Below are 17,185 nucleotides of genomic sequence, written 5' to 3'. Positions count from 1 at the left end.
TCCACGCCACATCGTTGTCGCACGGTGACACCCCGTCACCGTCCGTTCGCGTGACGCCCCGCGTCACGTACCGCTGCTGGACAGGAGCCCGGACGTGCCTGAGTCGAGGTCGCGCAAGAAGGCCGCGTACATCCCGCCGCCCGAGAAGTCGGCCGGCCCCAAGCCCAACCCGCCGTGGTTCGTGCCCGTCATGCTCGGGCTGATGCTCATCGGGCTCGCGTGGATCGTGGTCACGTACCTGACGGGTTCGAGGTACCCGGTGCCCGGCATCGGCCAGTGGAACCTGGCGATCGGGTTCACCCTCATCATCGCGGGCTTCGGGATGACGACGCGCTGGCGCTGACGTCGCGCCGGTGGACGGCGGGGTGGGTCGACGACGACCCGCCCCGCCGTCGTCGTTCCCGGGGACGGCACGTGTTGCCCCGGCCCGGCGCGGACGTGTCAGACCCCTGCCGTACGGTGCGCAGGAGCCGTCGTGACGAACGATCCGGGCCTTCCGCCCCCGTCCCCAAGGTTGCTCACAGCTGTGGAACTACAGCCGTGTAGTTATCCACATGGTTGTGCACCGCTGGGGACAGAGACGGTGTTTGCGCAGGTCAACAGGCTGTGGACAGACGGTCCGTCGTGCACGGGTGACGCACGCCACCTGGGGACGAGCTAGACGAGCCCGACCGCGGAGTACGCGAGCCACGCGGCTCCGACCAGCACCGCGACGACGACCGCGGGCGCCAGCACCGCCACCTGACGGCGCCGCTCGGCGGGGGCGTAGGCGTAGGCCGCTCCGAGGGCCAGGCCGGTGAACAGGCCGCCCAGGTGCGCGGGCCACGAGATGCCCGACACGACGAACCCGACGACGACGTTGAGGCCGATGACGACGAGGATCCCGCGCACGTCACCGCCGAGCCGCCGCATGACGACGAGCACCGCGCCGAACAGGCCGAAGATCGCCCCCGACGCACCGAGGACGCCGACGCCCCACGCGTCGAGCGCGTCCGCGAGGAGCACCACGGCGACGGACCCGCCGAGGGCGCTGAGCAGGTACAGCGTCACGAACCGCGCCCGACCGAGCGCCTGCTCGAGGTACGGGCCGATCATCCACAGGGCGAGCATGTTGACGGCGAGGTGCACGACGCCGCCGGGAGAGTGCAGGAACGCCGCCGTGAGGAACCGCCAGGGCTCCGCGGCGAGCGTCGCGACCGGCAGCCCGAACGCGTCGGGCAGCACCGGGACGAACAGCCACCGGGTGGTCCACCCGGGGACGACCTGCTGGAGCACGAAGCTCACGACGCACAGGCCGATGATCGTGAAGGTGACGACGGGCCGGCCCTCGCGCCGACGCCCGCCGAGCGCGGTCCGGACCGGCCGCGCACCACGCGCCGCCTCCGCCACGCAGTCCACGCACTGCACACCGACGGCGGCCTGGCGCTGGCAGTCCGGGCACACCGGACGGCCGCACCGCTGGCAGCGCACGTACGACACCCGGTCGGGGTGCCGCGGGCAGACCGGCGGTGCGGCCGCGTCGGGCGTGGGGTTCTCGGTGATGGGGACCCGCTCAGTCCTCGATCGAGACCGACTGCAGGACGATGTCCTGGACCGGACGGTCGCCGGGGCGCGTCGGCGTCGTGGCGATCGCGTCGACCACCGCGCGGCTCGCGTCGTCGGCGACCTTGCCGAAGATCGTGTGCTTGCCGTTGAGCCACGTCGTCGGCGCGACCGAGATGAAGAACTGCGAGCCGTTCGTGCCGCCGACCTTGCCGGTCGTCGGGTCCATGCGCTTGCCGGCGTTCGCCATCGCGAGCAGGTAGGGCTCGGAGAACGCGAGCTCGGGGTGGATCTCGTCGTCGAACGTGTAGCCCGGGCCGCCGCGACCCGTGCCGAGCGGGTCGCCGCCCTGGATCATGAAGCCGTCGATCACGCGGTGGAACACGAGGTTCGAGTACAGCGCGTCGGTGCGCTGCTCACCGGTCGCGGGGTCGGTCCACGGCTTGGAGCCCGTCGCCAGCCCGACGAAGTTCTCGACGGTGCGCGGCGCGTGGTTCGGGAACAGCTCGATCCGGATGTCACCGGCGGACGTGTGCAGGGTCGCGAACATGCCGACAGTCTCGCACGCAGCGCCGACGGTGCGAGCGGCGGACGGGTGCTCGATCGCGCTGCCGGACTGCATCTCAGCAGGTCCGGTGGCAGAGTGGGACACCAGTGCCGCCGACCAGCGCGGATGGGTCATGCCCCACCCGCCCGCACAGCAGCCGGGAGTTGACGATGGGCTTCAGCAAGAGCCGCACGACGATCGACGTGGACACGGAGCAGTTGAAGGAGCAGGCCGCCGAGCTCGGCGCGACGCTCGCCGACAAGGCGGCGCAGGCCAAGATCGCCGCGGCCGTCGGTGCGAAGGAGGCGGCGTCGAAGGCGTCGGACGCCGCGGTGCACGCCAAGGAGTGGACGACGCCGCGCGTCGAGGCGTTCGTCGAGTGGCTCCTGCCGCGCGTCGAGCACGCGTACAAGGAGAGCGTCATCGCCGCGGCGCCGAAGGTCGAGCAGGCCGCCGCGAAGGCGTCGCCCGCGATCGACACCGCGCACGACAAGCTCGTCGACGACCTGCTGCCGCGCCTGGTGGCCGCGATGAACGAGGCCGCCGTCAAGGCCGGCGCCGCCGTCGAGAAGGCCGCGGACGTCTCGTCCGACACGAGCAAGCGGGCCGCGAAGCGTGCCGCCAAGGCCGCGGCCGCGGCTGCCGCTGCCGCCGCGGCGGCGGAGAGGGAGCGCAAGCACACGGGCGCGAAGGTCTTCTGGATCGTCGCGGGCGTGGCGGCGGTGGGTGCCGCCGCCGTCGCGTGGAGCCGGTCGCGGTCGCAGGTCGACCCGTGGGCCGAGCCGTGGGAGCCGTCCGACTCGCTCGGCACGTCGTCGCACGACTTCCGGTCCCGTGCGCAGGAGGCCCGTCACGACCTCACGGACGCCGTGGGTGACGCGGCGGACGCCGTGGGGGAGGCCGCGGGTGCGGCCGTCGCGAAGGGTCGTGACGCGACCCGGAAGGCTGCCGAGAAGGTCGCCGAGGCGCGCGAGGACCTCACGGAGAAGGTCGCGGAGGCGAAGGACGGGGCGACGGAGGCCGCGAAGCGGGTCCGTCGCACCGCGCCGAAGACGGTCGACGCCGGGTCCACGGAGGCGACCCCGGACCCGGTCGTGAACCCGACGACCGACGACACGAAGGGCACGCCCTCGGCCTGACCGACCGCCCGGCACGCGCGCCGGGTCAGCAGCTCCCACGCCCTCCGCCGGCCTCGAGCCCGGGGGGCGTGGTGCTGCCGGGGACAGGCGTCGTGGCAGGTCGGCGGTGCTGAATCGTTTAGGCCGTTGACCGGTACAGCGCCGGGTTTGGACGATGCGCCCCAGGCGCGTCGTGCCGGAGCGACAGCGGTCAGCACGGGACGCCGTCCACCACTCCCGTGCCCGGAAGAGGACCCCCATGCTCGGCCATGCCACGGCGCCACGCGCGCCTCGACCCCGCGGATCCCGCGGACGCACCGCGACGGCGGGAGCCTCCGCCCTCGCCGTCGCCGCCGGACTGCTCGTCGCCCCGCTCGCGACCTCCGCGAGCGCCGCCCCCGCGTACAACTACGCCGAGGCGCTCCAGAAGTCGATGTTCTTCTACCAGGCGCAGCGCTCCGGCGACCTGCCCGACGACTTCCCCGTCTCCTGGCGCGGCGACTCGGGCCTCACCGACGGCGCCGACGTCGGCAAGGACCTCACAGGCGGCTGGTACGACGCGGGCGACCACGTGAAGTTCGGCCTGCCGATGGCGTTCAGCGCGACGATGCTCGCGTGGGGCGCGATCGACAGCCCCGGCGGGTACACCAAGGCCGGCCAGGCTCGACGAGCTCAAGGACAACCTGCGGTTCGTCAACGACTACTTCGTCAAGGCGCACACCGCGCCCAACGAGCTGTACGTGCAGGTCGGCGACGGCGAGGCGGACCACAAGTGGTGGGGCCCCGCCGAGGTCATGACGATGGCGCGGCCGTCGCACAAGATCACCGCGTCCTGCCCGGGCTCCGACGTCGCCGCCGAGACCGCCGCGTCGCTCGCGTCGGCGTCGATCCTCTTCAAGTCCGAGGACCCGACGTACGCCGCCTCGCTCGTGACGCACGCGAAGCAGCTCTACTCGTTCGCCGACCAGTACCGCGGCAGCTACTCCGACTGCGTCACCGCCGCCTCCGCGTACTACAAGTCGTGGTCCGGCTACCAGGACGAGCTCGTCTGGGGCGCGTACTGGCTCTACAAGGCGACGGGTGACGCTTCGTACCTGAGCAAGGCGGAGACCGAGTACGACAAGCTCGGCACCGAGAACCAGAGCACCACGAAGTCCTACAAGTGGACCGTGGCGTGGGACAACAAGCAGTTCGGCATGTACGCGCTGCTCGCGATGGAGACCGGCAAGCAGAAGTACGTCGACGACGCGAACCGCTGGCTCGACTACTGGACGGTCGGCGTCAACGGCCAGAAGGTGCCGTACTCGCCGGGCGGCATGGCCGTCCTCGACTCGTGGGGCGCGCTGCGGTACGCCGCGAACACGTCGTTCGTCGCGCTCGTCTACTCCGACTGGCTCACCGACGCGACCCGCAAGGCGCGGTACCACGACTTCGGCGTGCGCCAGATCAACTACGCGCTCGGCGACAACCCGCGCAAGTCGTCGTACGTCGTCGGCTTCGGCACCAACCCGCCGACGATGCCGCACCACCGCACGGCGCACGGGTCGTGGCTCGACTCGATCACGACGCCCGCCGCGTCGCGGCACGTGCTCTACGGCGCGCTCGTCGGCGGCCCCGGGTCGCCCAACGACGCGTACACCGACTCGCGGCAGGACTACGTCGCGAACGAGGTCGCGACCGACTACAACGCCGGCTTCACCAGCGCGCTCGCGCGGCTCGTGGACGAGTACGGCGGCACCGCGCTCGCGTCCTTCCCGACGCGTGAGGTGCCCGACGGTGACGAGATCTTCGTCGAGGCGATGCTCAACCAGCCGCCCGGGACCACGTACACCGAGATCAAGGGCATGATCCGCAACCAGTCGGCGTACCCGGCGCGCGCGCTCAAGAACGCGAAGATCCGGTACTGGTTCACGACCGACGGCTTCGCGGCGTCCGACGTCACGCTGTCGTCCAACTACTCCGAGTGCGGGGCGCAGTCGGGCAAGGGCGTCAGCGCCGGCGGCACCCTCGGGTACGTCGAGCTGTCCTGCGTCGGGCAGAACATCCACCCCGGCGGCCAGTCCCAGCACCGCCGGGAGATCCAGTTCCGGCTCACCGGCCCGACCGGCTGGAACGCGGCGAACGACCCCTCGTTCACGGGTCTCGGGTCGACCGCGCTGGCCAAGACGTCCGCGATCACGCTCTACGACGGCAGCACGCTGATCTGGGGCAAGGAGCCGACCGGCACCACGACCGACACGACCGCGCCGACCGTCCCGGGCACGCCCGTCGCGTCGGGCATCACGACCGTCGGCGCGTCGCTCACCTGGGCGGCGTCCACCGACGCCGGCTCGGGCGTCGCCGGGTACGAGCTGTACCGCGTCCAGGGGTCGACGCAGACCCTCGTCGGCACCACCACCGCCGCGGCCTACATCCTTCGCGACCTCACGCCCGGCACGTCGTACTCGTACGTCGTCAAGGCCAAGGACGTCGCCGGCAACGTGTCCGCCGCGTCCGCCGCGGTCACGTTCACGACCGAGACGCAGGGCGAGACCGAGCCGCCGACGACGCCGGGCACGCCCGTCGCGTCCGCGGTCACGTCGACCGGCGCGACCCTCACCTGGGCCGCGTCGACCGGCACACCGGCCGTCGCCGGCTACGACGTCCTGCGCGTCCAGGGCACGACGACCACCGTCGTCGCGCAGACCACGGGCACGACGTACACGCTCACGGGCCTGACCCCGAGCACCGCCTACTCGTACGCCGTGCGGGCGAGGAACACGGCCGGCGACGTCTCCGCGGTCTCCGCCTCGGTGACGTTCACGACGACCGCACCGCCGGTCGACACCACCGCGCCGACCGTCCCCGGGACGCCCGTCGCGTCGAACGTCGGCACGACGGGTGCCACGCTCACGTGGACGGCGTCGACCGACACCGGGGGCAGCGGCCTGTCCGGGTACGAGGTGCTGCGGGTCAACGGGACGACGCAGACGCTCGTCGCGTCGCCCACCACCGCGTCGACGGTCCTCACCGGCCTCACGCCCGACACGGCGTACACGTACGTCGTCCGGGCCAAGGACGCCGCGGGCAACACGTCGGCGGTCTCCGCGGCGGTCACGTTCACGACGCTGCCGACGACCACCACGGCGTCGTGCAAGGTCACCTACACGGCGAACTCGTGGAACACCGGCTTCACCGGCGCGGTGAAGCTCACCAACACGGGCACGAAGCCCCTCACCTGGACCCTCGGGTTCACCTTCTCCTCTGGCCAGCAGGTCACGCAGGGCTGGAGCGCCGTCTGGTCGCAGACCGGGACGACGGTCACCGCGACGGGCGCCGCGTGGAACGCCACGATCCAGCCTGGCCAGAGCGTCGACATCGGGTTCAACGGCTCCCACAACGGGACCAACACCAACCCGACGTCGTTCACCGTGAACGGTGAGGTCTGCGGCTGACCCGCTGACCTCAGGGCGACCGCCACGGTCGACGGGCCCGGTGCACCTCGTGTGCACCGGGCCCGTTCGTCGTGGCGGGGTCGGACCTGGGACCGACGGGTCCGGTCAGTCGAGGAAGAGGGCCCGCAGGCGGGTCGTCGTGAATGCGACGCCCAGGACGACCATGCCGATGAAGTACGCGACGTGGCCCCACATCGCGGGGGAGAGCTCGCCGGTCGTGAGGCCGCGGACCAGCTCGACGCCGTGCCACAGCGGCAGCGCCTTGATGAACCACTGCACGGCCTCGGGGTAGATCGACAGCGGGTAGAACGTCGCCGAGAACAGGAACATCGGCAGCATCACGAAGTTGATCCAGTCCATCTGCTGGAAGGTCTTCATGTAGCTCGTGACGGCCATCCCGACGGACGCGAACCCGAACGCGATGAGCAGCAGCGCGGGCAGCGACAGGAACGCGGTCCAGGCGAGGTTGAGGCCCATGACCTGCATGACCGACAGGAACCCGAGCGCGTAGACGCCGCCGCGCAGCAGCGCGTACGAGATCTCGCCGAGCGCCACGTCGAGCGGCCCGATCGACGTCGCGAGCATCGCGTCGTAGATCTTGCCGAAGTGCATCTTGAAGAAGACGTTCCACGTGGAGTCGTACACGGCACCGTTCATCGCGGACACCGCGAGCAGCGCGGGCGCGACGAACGCGGCGTACGAGATCGTCTCGCCGGACGCCATCGTGACGTCGCCGACGAACGTGCCGAGCCCGTACCCCATCGCGAGCAGGTAGAACACGGGCTCGAAGAACCCGGACAGCACGATGACCCAGTTGCCCGACCGGGTCGCGCGCAGGCCGCGCTCGACGACGGCGCTCGCGTTGCCGGCGTACAGCGCCCGGACGCCGCCGCGCGACCGCCGGCGGGGCGGGGTGCGGGTCGTGGCGGTGGTCGTCGTCATCCGCGCAGCCTCCGGGTGAAGATCCGGCCCGCGACGAGCCCGCCGATCCCGGCCATGACCAGCAGGACGGCCAGGTGCACGCCGACCGGCCAGGCACCCGGCGCGGACCCGTAGCTGAGCGACCGCCCGATCTCGGACGCGTGCCAGACGGGCGAGATCCACCCGATCCACTGGAACGCGAGCGGGACGGAGTCGAGCGGGTAGAACGTGCCGGAGAACAGGAACATCGGCGTGAAGACGAACCGCTGGATGAGCGCGAACTGCCCGCGGTCGTCCTCGATCGACGCCGAGTACGCCATCACGGGCAGACCGAATGCGAGGCCGCCGAGGATGCCGACGAGCGGGATCGCCAGGCCGGACAGCGGGTCGCCGACCGCACCGAACGCGACCATGAGCGCGTAGTACACGACGACGGTGAACAGCATCCGTCCGACGCACGCCACGACGACGCCCGTCGCGAGCTGCGGCGGCGACACCGGCGACGCGTTGGGCGCGTAGTACAGGCGCCGCCACTTGAACCCCGACATCACGGCGTAGGTGAACTCGTCCATCGCGACACCCACCGCGGCGGTGACCAGCAGCGCGGGCGCCACGAACGTCACGTAGTCGATCGGACCGGCGGGCCCCTCGGCGACGGACACGTCGAGGAACGCGGCCAGGCCGAGCCCGATGCCGAGCAGGTAGAGCAGCGGCTGCCCGACGCCGCTCGCCACGATCGTCCAGCCGTACGCCTTCATGCTGCGCAGCTGCGCCTCGGCGACGTACCACCAGCCGAACCGGCGGGGCAGGGCGCCGGCGGCGAGCGCGCGCTGCGCGGCGGGCGTCGGGGTGCTCGTCGTCGTCATTCGATCAGGCTCCGCCCGGTGAGGCGGAGGAACACGTCCTCCAGGCTGGACCGGCGGACCAGGCTCGTCGTGGGCTCGAGGCCGAGGGCGAGCACCTTCTCGACGACCGCCTCGCCGTCGTCGGCGTAGAGCAGCACACGGTCGGGCAGCACCTCGATGCGCTCCGTGACGCCGTCCATGCGCTCGGCGGCCTCGGCGTTGCGGCTCGACCCGAACCGCAGCTCGACGACCTCACGCGTCGAGTACTGCCGGATCAGGTCGGCCGGGCTGCCCTCCGCCATGATCCGCCCGTGGTCGACGACGACCAGCCGGTCGCACAGCTGCTCGGCCTCGTCCATGTAGTGCGTCGTGACGACGAGCGTCGTGCCGCGCTCCTTGAGCCGGAACAGCCGGTCCCACAGCACGTGCCGGGCCTGCGGGTCGAGGCCCGTGGTCGGCTCGTCGAGCATGAGGATGCGCGGCTCGTTGATGAGCGCGCGGGCGATCGTGAGGCGCCGCTTCATGCCGCCCGACAGGTTGTCGGTCTTGACCTTCGCCTTCTCGGTGAGCTGCGCGAACTCCAGCAGCTCGTCGGCGCGCTGCGCGCACACGCGGCGGGGGAGCCCGAAGTACCGGCCGTAGACGAGCAGGTTGTCGCGGACGGTCAGCTCGGTGTCGAGGTTGTCCTCCTGCGGGACGACGCCGAGCTGCGACCGGATCTCCGGACCGTGCGTGTCGGGGTCGAGGTCGAGGACGTGCAGGTCGCCGCCGGACCGCGTCGACACGGCGCCGACCATCCGCATCGTCGTCGACTTGCCCGCGCCGTTCGGGCCGAGGAGCCCGAAGGACTCGCCCGACGCGACCTCGAAGTCGATGCCGGCGACGGCGGTGAGGTCGCCGAAGGTCTTGGTGAGGCCACGGGCGGCGATGACAGGTGTCACAGCGGACCAACCTAGACGCCCGGACCCACACCGGTCGACGGCAAACCCGACCGCTCGGTAACCACGTCGGCGCGGACGTGTGGCCGCGGGCGCCGCCACCGTCACGGGCCGGTGGTCCCGCCGGACGGCCGCCGCGGGGGAGTACGGTCCGCGCATGCTGCTCGCCGACCTGCAGGCCCGCGTCCGGATCGCGATGACGAACACGCTCATCGACCAGTGGACGCTCTTCGCGCCGTCGTCGGGCACCAGCCGGCCGAGCCCGCGCACCATCTCGTTCCACCTCGGCTGGGCGCTGCGCGGCACGGTCGAGAGCACGTGGGACGTCGACGCGGAGTACGACCGGTCCGGCATGGTGCTCGAGTCGTCGGTGCGGCTCGACGAGGGGACGGCACGCGCGCCGCACCTGATCGTGCACCGGCGTGGACGCCTCGGGCCGGAGCACAACCTGCTGCTCGTCGAGCTCAGCGCCGACGCCGCCGACACCCCGGGTGCGCTCGACCTGGTCACCGCGCAGGCGATCCAGCGCCGGTTCGGCTACCGGTACGGCGTCCTGCTCGACCTCCGGCTCGCCGAGCAGGGCACGACCGCACGCGTCGCGCCGCACTGGCAGTGGACGACGCTCGACGACGGCGCCGTGACCCCGGACGCCGAGCCCGTCTACACCGACGACGTGCTCGCGGCCATCACCGACCGCGCGCGCGGCGGCGACGCCTGGTGAGCAGCGGAAACGGGTTGCCGACGCCCCCGGCGGCCGACACGCTGACCCGCATGACGACCCCCTTCGTCGACCTCTGGCCCCTCGCCGGCGTCCGCGTCACCAGCGGTGACCTCGAGCTGCGCTACCTCGACGACGACCTGCTCGCCGACCTCGCGCGCCTCGCGGGCGACGGCGTCCACGGACCCGACCTCATGCCGTTCACGGTGCCGTGGACGCAGGGCACGCCCGCCGAGGTCGCGCGCAACGTCCTCACCTACCAGTGGGGCAACCGTGCCTCGTACTCCGACGACGACTGGCGGATCGAGCTGGGCGTCGTCCGGGCCGGGGAGGTGCTGGGCATCCAGGGCGCGTACGCGAAGCACTTCCCCCTGCTGCGGACCGCGGAGACCGGCTCGTGGCTGGGCCTGCGGCACCAGGGCGCGGGCGTCGGCACCCGCATGCGGCTCATGATCCTGCACCTGCTGTTCGACGGGCTCGGCGCCGAGCGCGCCACGACGGGTGCGTTCGCCGACAACGCACGGTCGCTCGGCGTGACGCGTCGGCTCGGCTACGCCGACAACGGCGAGGACCCGATGCTGCGCGACGGCTCGGCGGCGCTGAACCGCCGCTTCGTCATGACCCGCGCGCAGTGGGACGCCCGGCCGGACGCGATGCGGCCGCCCGTGACACTCACCGGCGTCGAGGCACTGCGTGCCGAGCTCCTCCCGGCGGACACCGCACCTCCCGCCTGAGACCGCTCCTTCGGGCAGCGACGCGTGCCCGATCGGCTGGCGCCGGCCCTGTTGCGAGGGCAGCGGCGGCCTCGCACGCTGGACGCATCATCGGTGCGTCGTCGCGCCCACCGCGACGTCCGGTGCGCGGGTGACAGGGACCGGTGACGGGACCGGCGGACGATGGCCGCTGCACGGCGACCCCGTCGCCGACGACGTCGCGACCATCGTCGAGTCGAGCTGGTGACCGACCGGACGGGGGTGGAGGCATGAGCAGGCGGTCCGCAGGGCCACGGCGCGCACCCGCGGCGCGTTCCTGGCTCGACGCCGTCGAGTCGGCGTCCGCCGCGTTCACCGGCACGGCCCGGCTGGTCGACGAACGGCCCGTCCCCGCCGGCGAGACCGCGTTCCGGGCTGACGGGTTCGCGCTCGACGTCGAGGTCGTGCCCGACCTGCCGGTGTTCGGCGCACCGCCCGACGCCCCGCTGACGGTCGAGCTCGTCACCGCCCGCCCGCCGGACCGGCGCGAGCCTCCCGGCGCCCACCGTTTCCCCCCGGACACCCTCCGCGCGGTCCCCTACGCCGACCAGGCGCTCCCCGGCGCCGACGACCCCGTGCTCGTCGTCGCCACCGACCCGCCCGTCGTGCGCGGCCTGCTGCCCGACGACGACCTCCCCGCCGCCGTCGCCACGATCCGCGGGTGGCTGGACGCCGGCGCCGACGAGCCGGCCGTCCTGCGCGACGTCGGCGGCTCGGCGGACCCCGTCCTGGCGGCCGCCGGCTTCGAGCTGCTGCTGCGCACGACGACCGACGTCGCCGGCCTCACCGAACGCTTCCTGCGGCTGCCGACCGTGGCCGACGGGGCCGTCCGCGGGGTCGTCGAGCTCCTCCGCTCCCACGCGCTCACCGACCAGCAGGTCGTCGACGTCGCGATCCGTCTCCTCGGTGCCCTGGCCTCGACCGACGACCCCGAGGCGCTCGTCGCCTACCTCGGCTGGTTCGACGCCCACCGCGGCCGCTACGGCGACGACATCGCCGTCCGGGTGCGCGTGCAGGTCGCGCGCGTCGTCGACCGGACGTTCGACGGCCCCGACGGCGACTCCTGGCACCAGGAGGTCGCCCGCTACGCCGAGTCGTTCGGCACCTGAGTCGACGCGCCCTACCCTGAGCAGGTGTCGGCGCCGCGTGCCACCATCGCCGGATGACGACGCGGACGCGCCACCTCAGCGAGCACATCGACCGAGCGATGGCCGTGGTCTACGAGTTCGCCTCCGACCCGCGGAACCTGCCGCGGTGGGCGCCGGGCCTCGGTTCCGACGTCCTGCAGGACGACGGCGAGTGGTACGTGCAGACCGGTGAGGGGCGCGTGCGTGTGCGGTTCGCGCCGCAGAACCCCTTCGGCGTCCTCGACCACGAGGTGCTCACGCCGTCCGGCGACACCGTGCACGTCCCGCTGCGCGCCATCCCCGACGGCGACGACGCGTGCGACGTCGTCTTCACCCTCCGCCCGATGCCCGGCATGACCGACGCCGAGCTCGACCGCGACGAGGCCCTCGTCCGCACCGACCTGGCCCTGCTGAAGTCGCTCCTCGAGAGCCGGTAGCCGTCCGCAGCCCGAAGCGCGGGCGACTGCCGGCGCGCCGGCCTGGCGCGGCCCTGCGTCGGCCCGCGACTGTCAGTGCTCGGCCGCGTGAGACGAGCGAGTGGTGGCCTGTCGCACCGCTACCTCCACACGATCGGCGGCAGTGCTCACGGCCTCGTGCTCCCAGACCCGCACGACGGTCCACCCGTGCTCGCCCAGGAGGCGATCGGTGTCCCTGTCACGGGCGTGGTTGGCGGCAAGCTTCGCGGTCCACCACTGGCTGTTCGCGCGTGGCTTCGTCCCGTGCTCGGGGCACCCGTGCCAGAAGCAGCCGTCCACGAGGACGGCGACCCTCGCCCGCGTGAACGCGACGTCGACAGTCCGCCGGCGCTGGCCCGGTACCGGGTACGCGACCCGGAATCGCAGCCCGCGCCGGTGCAGCTCGCGCCTCAGTGCGAGCTCGGCCGCGGTGTCGCGCCGCTTGGCGGTGCTCATCCTCCGTGACACGGCAGGCGAGGACGAGCCCGGATGCGCGGGCACGTGCTGAGGCACCGGTGGCGAGAGGTCCACGGCCGGTGGCGCCGTCAGACGGCGACTGCCTCGAGCAGCGAGTCGGCGTAGCGTCGCTGGCCCGCCGCGACGACGTGTTCCAGACGCTCGTCGGGGCTCGAAGGTGCTTGCTCGACGATGGCCTGGAACAGCTCGCGGCCCTGACGGGTCGTCTGGAGGATCGCCTCGTCGCGCATGGCGTGCGCCCGCAGCATGTTCCAGACCGCTCCGATGTTCACGCCGTTGCCGAGCTGCTTGTACGTAGCCGCATCCGTCTGGACCCCGAAGTCGAAGTTGTCCGGGAATCCCTGGAGCCGCGCGGCCTCCCTCGTCGACAGCCGGCGGCGGAGCCGGCCGATGATCGAGGTCTGTGTGATCGCCACGAGCGCCGGTAGGTGCGTCGGTCGCTTCGCGCGGATGCCCGACGGTCGCAGCTGGAGCACGCACTCCCACAAGGTCTCGGTCTGCTGCGCCTGCCACTCGAGCTTCCGCCGCGACGCCGGGAACGACGCGACGTCGTGGCGCTCGAGCCAGCGGTCGAGCTGAGCCTTGTAGCGCGTGTAGAACCAGGCGTTCTTCACGAGGAACGCCTGCTTCCAGGCCGGGACGTCCTCCCACCGGTCGGGGAGATCGACCTGGTGCCGGTACGGCATGCGTGCGGCACCTGCCGCCCACGCCTCGAGCTCCTCCGACTTGATCCAGCGGTCGACCCAGATCGGGAAGCCAGGCAGGGTCGCCTCCCGCTCGCTGTCGGTGCGCGCACTCCGGACGACGGGCCACATGGTGGTCACGAAGTCGTCCCAGGCGTCGATCCACTCGACCTCGTCGGACGTGAGCTCTGTGCCTGCGACGGCGCCCTCGTCCAAGGGCAGGTCCGCGGCGAGGTCCCACTCCTCGCCGCCACGGAGAGAGACGTGCTCCAGCGGTGGTCTCGCCACGACGCCGTCGAGGACGCCGTCCGGGTCGTAGGTCGCCGTGATGAACACGCGCTCGCGCACCTGGGGACGTCCGCCGCGCTCCAACGGCAGCAGGTGGGGGGAGAAGACTGCGGGCGTCTCAGAGACTCGGTAGCCCTCCGCGCGGAGCGTCTGGATGATCACGTCCCACTCGTGCTTGTGCCTCGGGCCGGCCAAGTTCCGCACGTTCTCCAGCATGACGACGGTCGGGTGGTGCGCCTGGATGATCTTGAGGATGTTCCAGTAGAGCGTGCCCCGCGTCTCCTCCATGCCGCGCTGTGCGCCCGACTTCGAGAACGGCTGGCAGGGAAATCCAGCGGCCAGGACGTCGTGCGGAGGAACGTTCATCACGACGTCGTTCGCGTCCTTCGTGATGTCTCCGAGCGGAGAGTGACCCCAGTTGCGCTCGTACACCCTGGACGCCGCCGCGTCGATCTCGACGGAGTAGACGCACTCGCCGCCGAAGGCCTCGAGTGCCGCAGCGAAGCCCCCGATGCCGGCGAACAGGTCGATGTACCTGAACGCCGCGCTCGCCGTGCTCACCCGATCTCCATCCTCGAAGCTTGACAGCTCTGCCACCCGGCGCGCAACTCGGCGCGCGGCGCAAGCTCGGACAGCTTAGCTTGCCCCTCCGACATCGAGCACGGATGCGACTCGGCCAGCCGGGGCCGACGTGGGAGCGACAGCTGCTAGCGTCTGTCCGCAGGTCAGGCACCGTCGTGGTGCGCGGGTGCGCGATGCGTGCCGCGACAGGCTGGGAGGCGTCATGGGGTCCGTCGTGGTCGACCAGATCGGGCGAGACGGAGAGCTGCTCCACGACGTCGACACGAGACTCTCGAACCGTCGAAAGGACGAGCTGCTCCTCGCCGCCCTGCCGGGAGCAGTCGTCGAGACGCTCGCCGGAGAGCGCGTGGTCAGGTACCGCGACCAGGCCATCCTGAAGAAGCAGATCACTCATCTCGGCAACCCCTGGCCCGCGTTCAAGAAGCGCATCCAGATCCCCATCAAGTGGCTGGACATCGAGTCGGAGGCACGAGCCGCGGGCCTCGTCACGCGATTCATCGGGATCTACAGCTACCGCGACGTCACGATCTTCGTCGACTTCGACCCGGCCACCTATGTGAGGCGCAAGGCGAACAACTCGGCTGCGCACGTCGCGACGAACGACCTTCATCAGGCGCAGGTCGTCGGCCAGTTCTCGAGGGTCGACCGCAACGGCAACCACCTGACGAGTGTCAGGGCGGACGAGCTGAGTCGCTACCTGTCGGGCGGAGTCGCGCCGGAGGACCCGAGGATCGAGGTCTTCCGGCGGTTCAACGCCGAGCTCCTGGACGGGCGCGAGATCCCCGCGCTCGAAGCCGTGCAGGAGATGCACGCCGCAGCATGGCCGGACCGGTTCCAGGCGGAGTGGCCGGGCTTCTATCTCGAGTACCGCTTCGACGCCTTCGTCAGGAGGAGCTCGCTGCTCGACCTCGTCGAGTTCCAGAAGGACAAGAGAAGGCACCGCTACGACTTCGACCTCGCGTTCCGCAGCCGACTCTCGGTGGACTACTACGGCGATCTCAAGGCGTCCGACATCGTCAAGCACGAGTCACCCGGGAACGACGCGGAGGACGTCAGGCGGTGCGTCCAGGAGTACGGGCGGTTCTGGTACGTCATCTACGAGCACACGACTAAGCACGCCCGAGACAACGGCGACGTGGCGACGATCGCATGGAACGAGTGGCGCCGGTCGGTCGGGCACAAGGGCCGGAAGGAGTTCGACCCGCTCTCGTACGCCCGAAAGTTCAAGGAGTCCGTGACGTTCCGTCGCATGATGATCCTCGAGGTCAACGAGGCGAACTTCGAGATCGTGCTCGGCAGCTTCCGTCAAGGGCAGCAGCCGGACGGTGCTGAGCGCGCGCTGAAGGTCATGATCAACAAGAAGTACATCGACAACTTCTTGATCTACACCGACCCGCGGCCGTCTCTGTTGCTCTGAGAATCACGAAGGGCCGCCGACGCGCGTCAGCGGCCCTTCGTTCGCGTGTGGAGCCAAGGGTGTTGTGGTTCACGACATCGTTGATAGGTGAGTCGCGACATCGTTGATACCGGCCGGGCCGCGACGATCGACCATGTCGAAGGCCAAGGTCATCGTGCTGTCCGTCGTCGAGCAGGGCCTGACCAAGGCGGAGGCCGCCCGCCGGTTCGAGGTGTCATGGCAGTGGGTCCACACCCTCGTGCAGCGCTACGAAGCCGACGGCCTGGACGGTCTGGAGCCGCGCTCGAGACGCCCCCGCAGCAACCCGAACGCGACCAGCGAGCACGTGCGCACCCGGATCGTCGAGCTGCGCGAGAAGTTGACCGTCGACGGCCTGGACGCCGGCCCGGTGACCATCGCCTGGCACCTGGCCGCCGAAGGACTGGACCCGCCGGCGCCGTCCACCATCCGCCGCGTCCTGCACGCCGAGCAGCTCATCGTGTCCGAGCCGCGCAAACGCCCCCGCTCCTCGCTGCGCCGCTTCGCCGCCGAACAACCCAACGAGACCTGGCAGTCCGACTTCACCCACTGGCCCCTGGCCGACGGCACCGACACCGAGATCCTGAACTGGCTCGATGACCACTCCCGCTACCTGCTGGCCTGCACCGCCCACCCCCGCGTCACCGGCACACTCGTCGTCGAGACCTTCACGACCTGCATCAACGCCTACGGACCGCCCGCCTCCACGCTGACCGACAACGGCTCGGTCTACACCTCGAGGTTCACCGGCGGACGCAACGCGTTCGAGTACCTGCTGCACGCCCTGGGCATCCAGCAGAAGAACGGCCACCCGAACCACCCGCAGACCCAGGGCAAGATCGAACGCTTCCACCAGACCCTGAAGAACTGGCTCGCACACCAGCCACCAGCCGCCGACCTACCCGCGCTACAAGCCCAGCTCGATGCCTTCCGCGCGCTCTACAACACCGCCCGCCCGCACCGCGCCCTGGACCGAGCCACCCCGCACGACACCTACCACGCCCGCCCCAAGGCTCGACCAGCCGGCACCACCATCGCCGGGCACTACCGGCTGCGCTTCGACCACGTCGGCACGAACGGCAAGATCTCCCTGCGCCGCGCCGGTCGCATGCACCACCTCGGCATCGGCGCCGCCCACCGCGGCACCTCCGTCCTGGTCCTCATCGACGAGACCACAGCCACCGTCATCGCCCGACACACCGGCGAGATCCTGGCCACCTGCACCATCGACCCGACCCGCACCTACTGGCGCAACAACGAACGAGAGCCCGGCCGATGGCCGGGCTCTCCTCTATAAACGATGACGCGGGACATCTATCAACG

General features: G+C 71.2%; 16 protein-coding genes and 1 pseudogene. 10 read left to right on the top strand and 7 right to left on the bottom strand.

The genetic code is table 11. The annotated features are described in order from the left end of the window. Positions 1 to 94: 94 nt before the first annotated feature. The gene (locus OOT42_RS00140) at positions 95 to 343 is read left to right on the top strand and encodes a cell division protein CrgA (RefSeq protein WP_273652957.1); all 249 of its coding nucleotides are present in this window, start codon (positions 95 to 97) and stop codon (positions 341 to 343) included. Positions 344 to 657: 314 nt separating this feature from the next. On the opposite strand, the gene OOT42_RS00135 is transcribed toward OOT42_RS00140, so the two are convergent. Then, complete coding sequence (locus OOT42_RS00135; protein ID WP_337251879.1) at positions 658 to 1,398, bottom strand: rhomboid family intramembrane serine protease; 741 nt, start codon at positions 1,396 to 1,398, stop codon at positions 658 to 660. 154 nt (positions 1,399 to 1,552) lie between these two features. After that, the gene (locus tag OOT42_RS00130; protein WP_273652956.1) at positions 1,553 to 2,092 is read right to left on the bottom strand and encodes a peptidylprolyl isomerase; all 540 of its coding nucleotides are present in this window, start codon (positions 2,090 to 2,092) and stop codon (positions 1,553 to 1,555) included. A 167-nt stretch (positions 2,093 to 2,259) separates the two neighbouring features. Here OOT42_RS00130 and OOT42_RS00125 point away from each other — a divergent pair, with 167 nt between their 5' ends. The 3 genes and pseudogenes from OOT42_RS00125 (at position 2,260) to OOT42_RS00115 (ending at position 6,641) form a co-directional block, all read left to right on the top strand. Further along, positions 2,260 to 3,228 (top strand): hypothetical protein, encoded by a 969-nt coding sequence (locus OOT42_RS00125; protein ID WP_273652955.1) that lies wholly within the window; start codon positions 2,260 to 2,262, stop codon positions 3,226 to 3,228. A gap of 154 nt (positions 3,229 to 3,382) precedes the next feature. Further along, positions 3,383 to 3,817: pseudogene (locus OOT42_RS20215) on the top strand (glycoside hydrolase family 9 protein); the annotation flags it as partial. A 73-nt stretch (positions 3,818 to 3,890) separates the two neighbouring features. Beyond that, positions 3,891 to 6,641, top strand: a complete 2,751-nt coding sequence (locus OOT42_RS00115; protein ID WP_273654890.1) for a glycoside hydrolase family 9 protein — start codon at positions 3,891 to 3,893, stop codon at positions 6,639 to 6,641. A 105-nt stretch (positions 6,642 to 6,746) separates the two neighbouring features. On the opposite strand, the gene OOT42_RS00110 is transcribed toward OOT42_RS00115, so the two are convergent. From OOT42_RS00110 to OOT42_RS00100, 3 genes are read right to left on the bottom strand one after another with little or no spacing between them, the layout of a single operon-like run. Continuing rightward, a complete protein-coding gene (locus OOT42_RS00110; protein ID WP_273652954.1) occupies positions 6,747 to 7,583 on the bottom strand; it encodes an ABC transporter permease in 837 nt (278 codons plus the stop codon). Further along, positions 7,580 to 8,428, bottom strand: a complete 849-nt coding sequence (locus OOT42_RS00105; protein ID WP_273652953.1) for an ABC transporter permease — start codon at positions 8,426 to 8,428, stop codon at positions 7,580 to 7,582. The genes OOT42_RS00110 and OOT42_RS00105 overlap by 4 nt, the downstream gene beginning before the upstream one ends. Next, entirely contained in the window at positions 8,425 to 9,348 is a 924-nt protein-coding gene (locus OOT42_RS00100; RefSeq protein ID WP_273652952.1) for an ABC transporter ATP-binding protein, read from the bottom strand. The genes OOT42_RS00105 and OOT42_RS00100 overlap by 4 nt, the downstream gene beginning before the upstream one ends. Before the next feature lie 154 nt (positions 9,349 to 9,502). On the opposite strand from OOT42_RS00100, the gene OOT42_RS00095 reads away from it, so the two are divergent. From OOT42_RS00095 to OOT42_RS00080, 4 genes are all read left to right on the top strand, one after another. After that, complete coding sequence (locus OOT42_RS00095) at positions 9,503 to 10,066, top strand: hypothetical protein (RefSeq protein WP_273652951.1); 564 nt, start codon at positions 9,503 to 9,505, stop codon at positions 10,064 to 10,066. 50 nt (positions 10,067 to 10,116) lie between these two features. Then, positions 10,117 to 10,797 (top strand): GNAT family N-acetyltransferase, encoded by a 681-nt coding sequence (locus OOT42_RS00090; protein WP_273652950.1) that lies wholly within the window; start codon positions 10,117 to 10,119, stop codon positions 10,795 to 10,797. A 248-nt stretch (positions 10,798 to 11,045) separates the two neighbouring features. Then, complete coding sequence (locus tag OOT42_RS00085) at positions 11,046 to 11,924, top strand: hypothetical protein (protein ID WP_273652949.1); 879 nt, start codon at positions 11,046 to 11,048, stop codon at positions 11,922 to 11,924. 53 nt (positions 11,925 to 11,977) lie between these two features. Then, positions 11,978 to 12,379 (top strand): SRPBCC family protein, encoded by a 402-nt coding sequence (locus OOT42_RS00080; RefSeq protein ID WP_273652948.1) that lies wholly within the window; start codon positions 11,978 to 11,980, stop codon positions 12,377 to 12,379. A gap of 72 nt (positions 12,380 to 12,451) precedes the next feature. Here OOT42_RS00080 and OOT42_RS00075 read toward each other — a convergent pair whose 3' ends face one another. Further along, the gene (locus OOT42_RS00075) at positions 12,452 to 12,853 is read right to left on the bottom strand and encodes a very short patch repair endonuclease (protein ID WP_273652947.1); all 402 of its coding nucleotides are present in this window, start codon (positions 12,851 to 12,853) and stop codon (positions 12,452 to 12,454) included. An 89-nt stretch (positions 12,854 to 12,942) separates the two neighbouring features. Then, positions 12,943 to 14,406: a DNA cytosine methyltransferase gene (locus OOT42_RS00070; RefSeq protein WP_273652946.1), complete on the bottom strand. Its 1,464-nt coding sequence runs from the start codon at positions 14,404 to 14,406 to the stop codon at positions 12,943 to 12,945. A gap of 235 nt (positions 14,407 to 14,641) precedes the next feature. On the opposite strand from OOT42_RS00070, the gene OOT42_RS00065 reads away from it, so the two are divergent. Together OOT42_RS00065 and OOT42_RS00060 are read left to right on the top strand one after the other, a co-directional pair. Continuing rightward, positions 14,642 to 15,844, top strand: coding sequence for a hypothetical protein (locus OOT42_RS00065; protein WP_273652945.1), 1,203 nt, complete (start codon positions 14,642 to 14,644; stop codon positions 15,842 to 15,844). Between the two features lie 133 nt (positions 15,845 to 15,977). Beyond that, entirely contained in the window at positions 15,978 to 17,159 is a 1,182-nt protein-coding gene (locus OOT42_RS00060; protein ID WP_273652188.1) for an IS481 family transposase, read from the top strand. Positions 17,160 to 17,185: the final 26 nt, after the last annotated feature.

It is taken from the genome of Cellulomonas fimi, from assembly GCF_028583725.1.
Lineage (GTDB): Bacteria > Actinomycetota > Actinomycetes > Actinomycetales > Cellulomonadaceae > Cellulomonas > Cellulomonas fimi_B.
The sequence above is the reverse complement of the archived record's forward strand: the minus strand, read 5'-3'. Positions and strand labels throughout refer to the sequence as shown.

Excerpts from the sequence above, each read along its gene's own strand:
- OOT42_RS00130 (WP_273652956.1), bottom strand. The coding sequence starts at position 2,092 with ATGTTCGCGACCCTGCACACGTCCGCCGGTGACATCCGGATCGAGCTG.
- OOT42_RS00125 (WP_273652955.1), top strand. The coding sequence starts at position 2,260 with ATGGGCTTCAGCAAGAGCCGCACGACGATCGACGTGGACACGGAGCAG.
- OOT42_RS00110 (WP_273652954.1), bottom strand. The coding sequence starts at position 7,583 with ATGACGACGACCACCGCCACGACCCGCACCCCGCCCCGCCGGCGGTCG.
- OOT42_RS00105 (WP_273652953.1), bottom strand. The coding sequence starts at position 8,428 with ATGACGACGACGAGCACCCCGACGCCCGCCGCGCAGCGCGCGCTCGCC.
- OOT42_RS00095 (WP_273652951.1), top strand. The coding sequence starts at position 9,503 with ATGCTGCTCGCCGACCTGCAGGCCCGCGTCCGGATCGCGATGACGAAC.
- OOT42_RS00090 (WP_273652950.1), top strand. The coding sequence starts at position 10,117 with ATGACGACCCCCTTCGTCGACCTCTGGCCCCTCGCCGGCGTCCGCGTC.
- OOT42_RS00085 (WP_273652949.1), top strand. The coding sequence starts at position 11,046 with ATGAGCAGGCGGTCCGCAGGGCCACGGCGCGCACCCGCGGCGCGTTCC.
- OOT42_RS00080 (WP_273652948.1), top strand. The coding sequence starts at position 11,978 with ATGACGACGCGGACGCGCCACCTCAGCGAGCACATCGACCGAGCGATG.
- OOT42_RS00075 (WP_273652947.1), bottom strand. The coding sequence starts at position 12,853 with ATGAGCACCGCCAAGCGGCGCGACACCGCGGCCGAGCTCGCACTGAGG.
- OOT42_RS00060 (WP_273652188.1), top strand. The coding sequence starts at position 15,978 with ATGTCGAAGGCCAAGGTCATCGTGCTGTCCGTCGTCGAGCAGGGCCTG.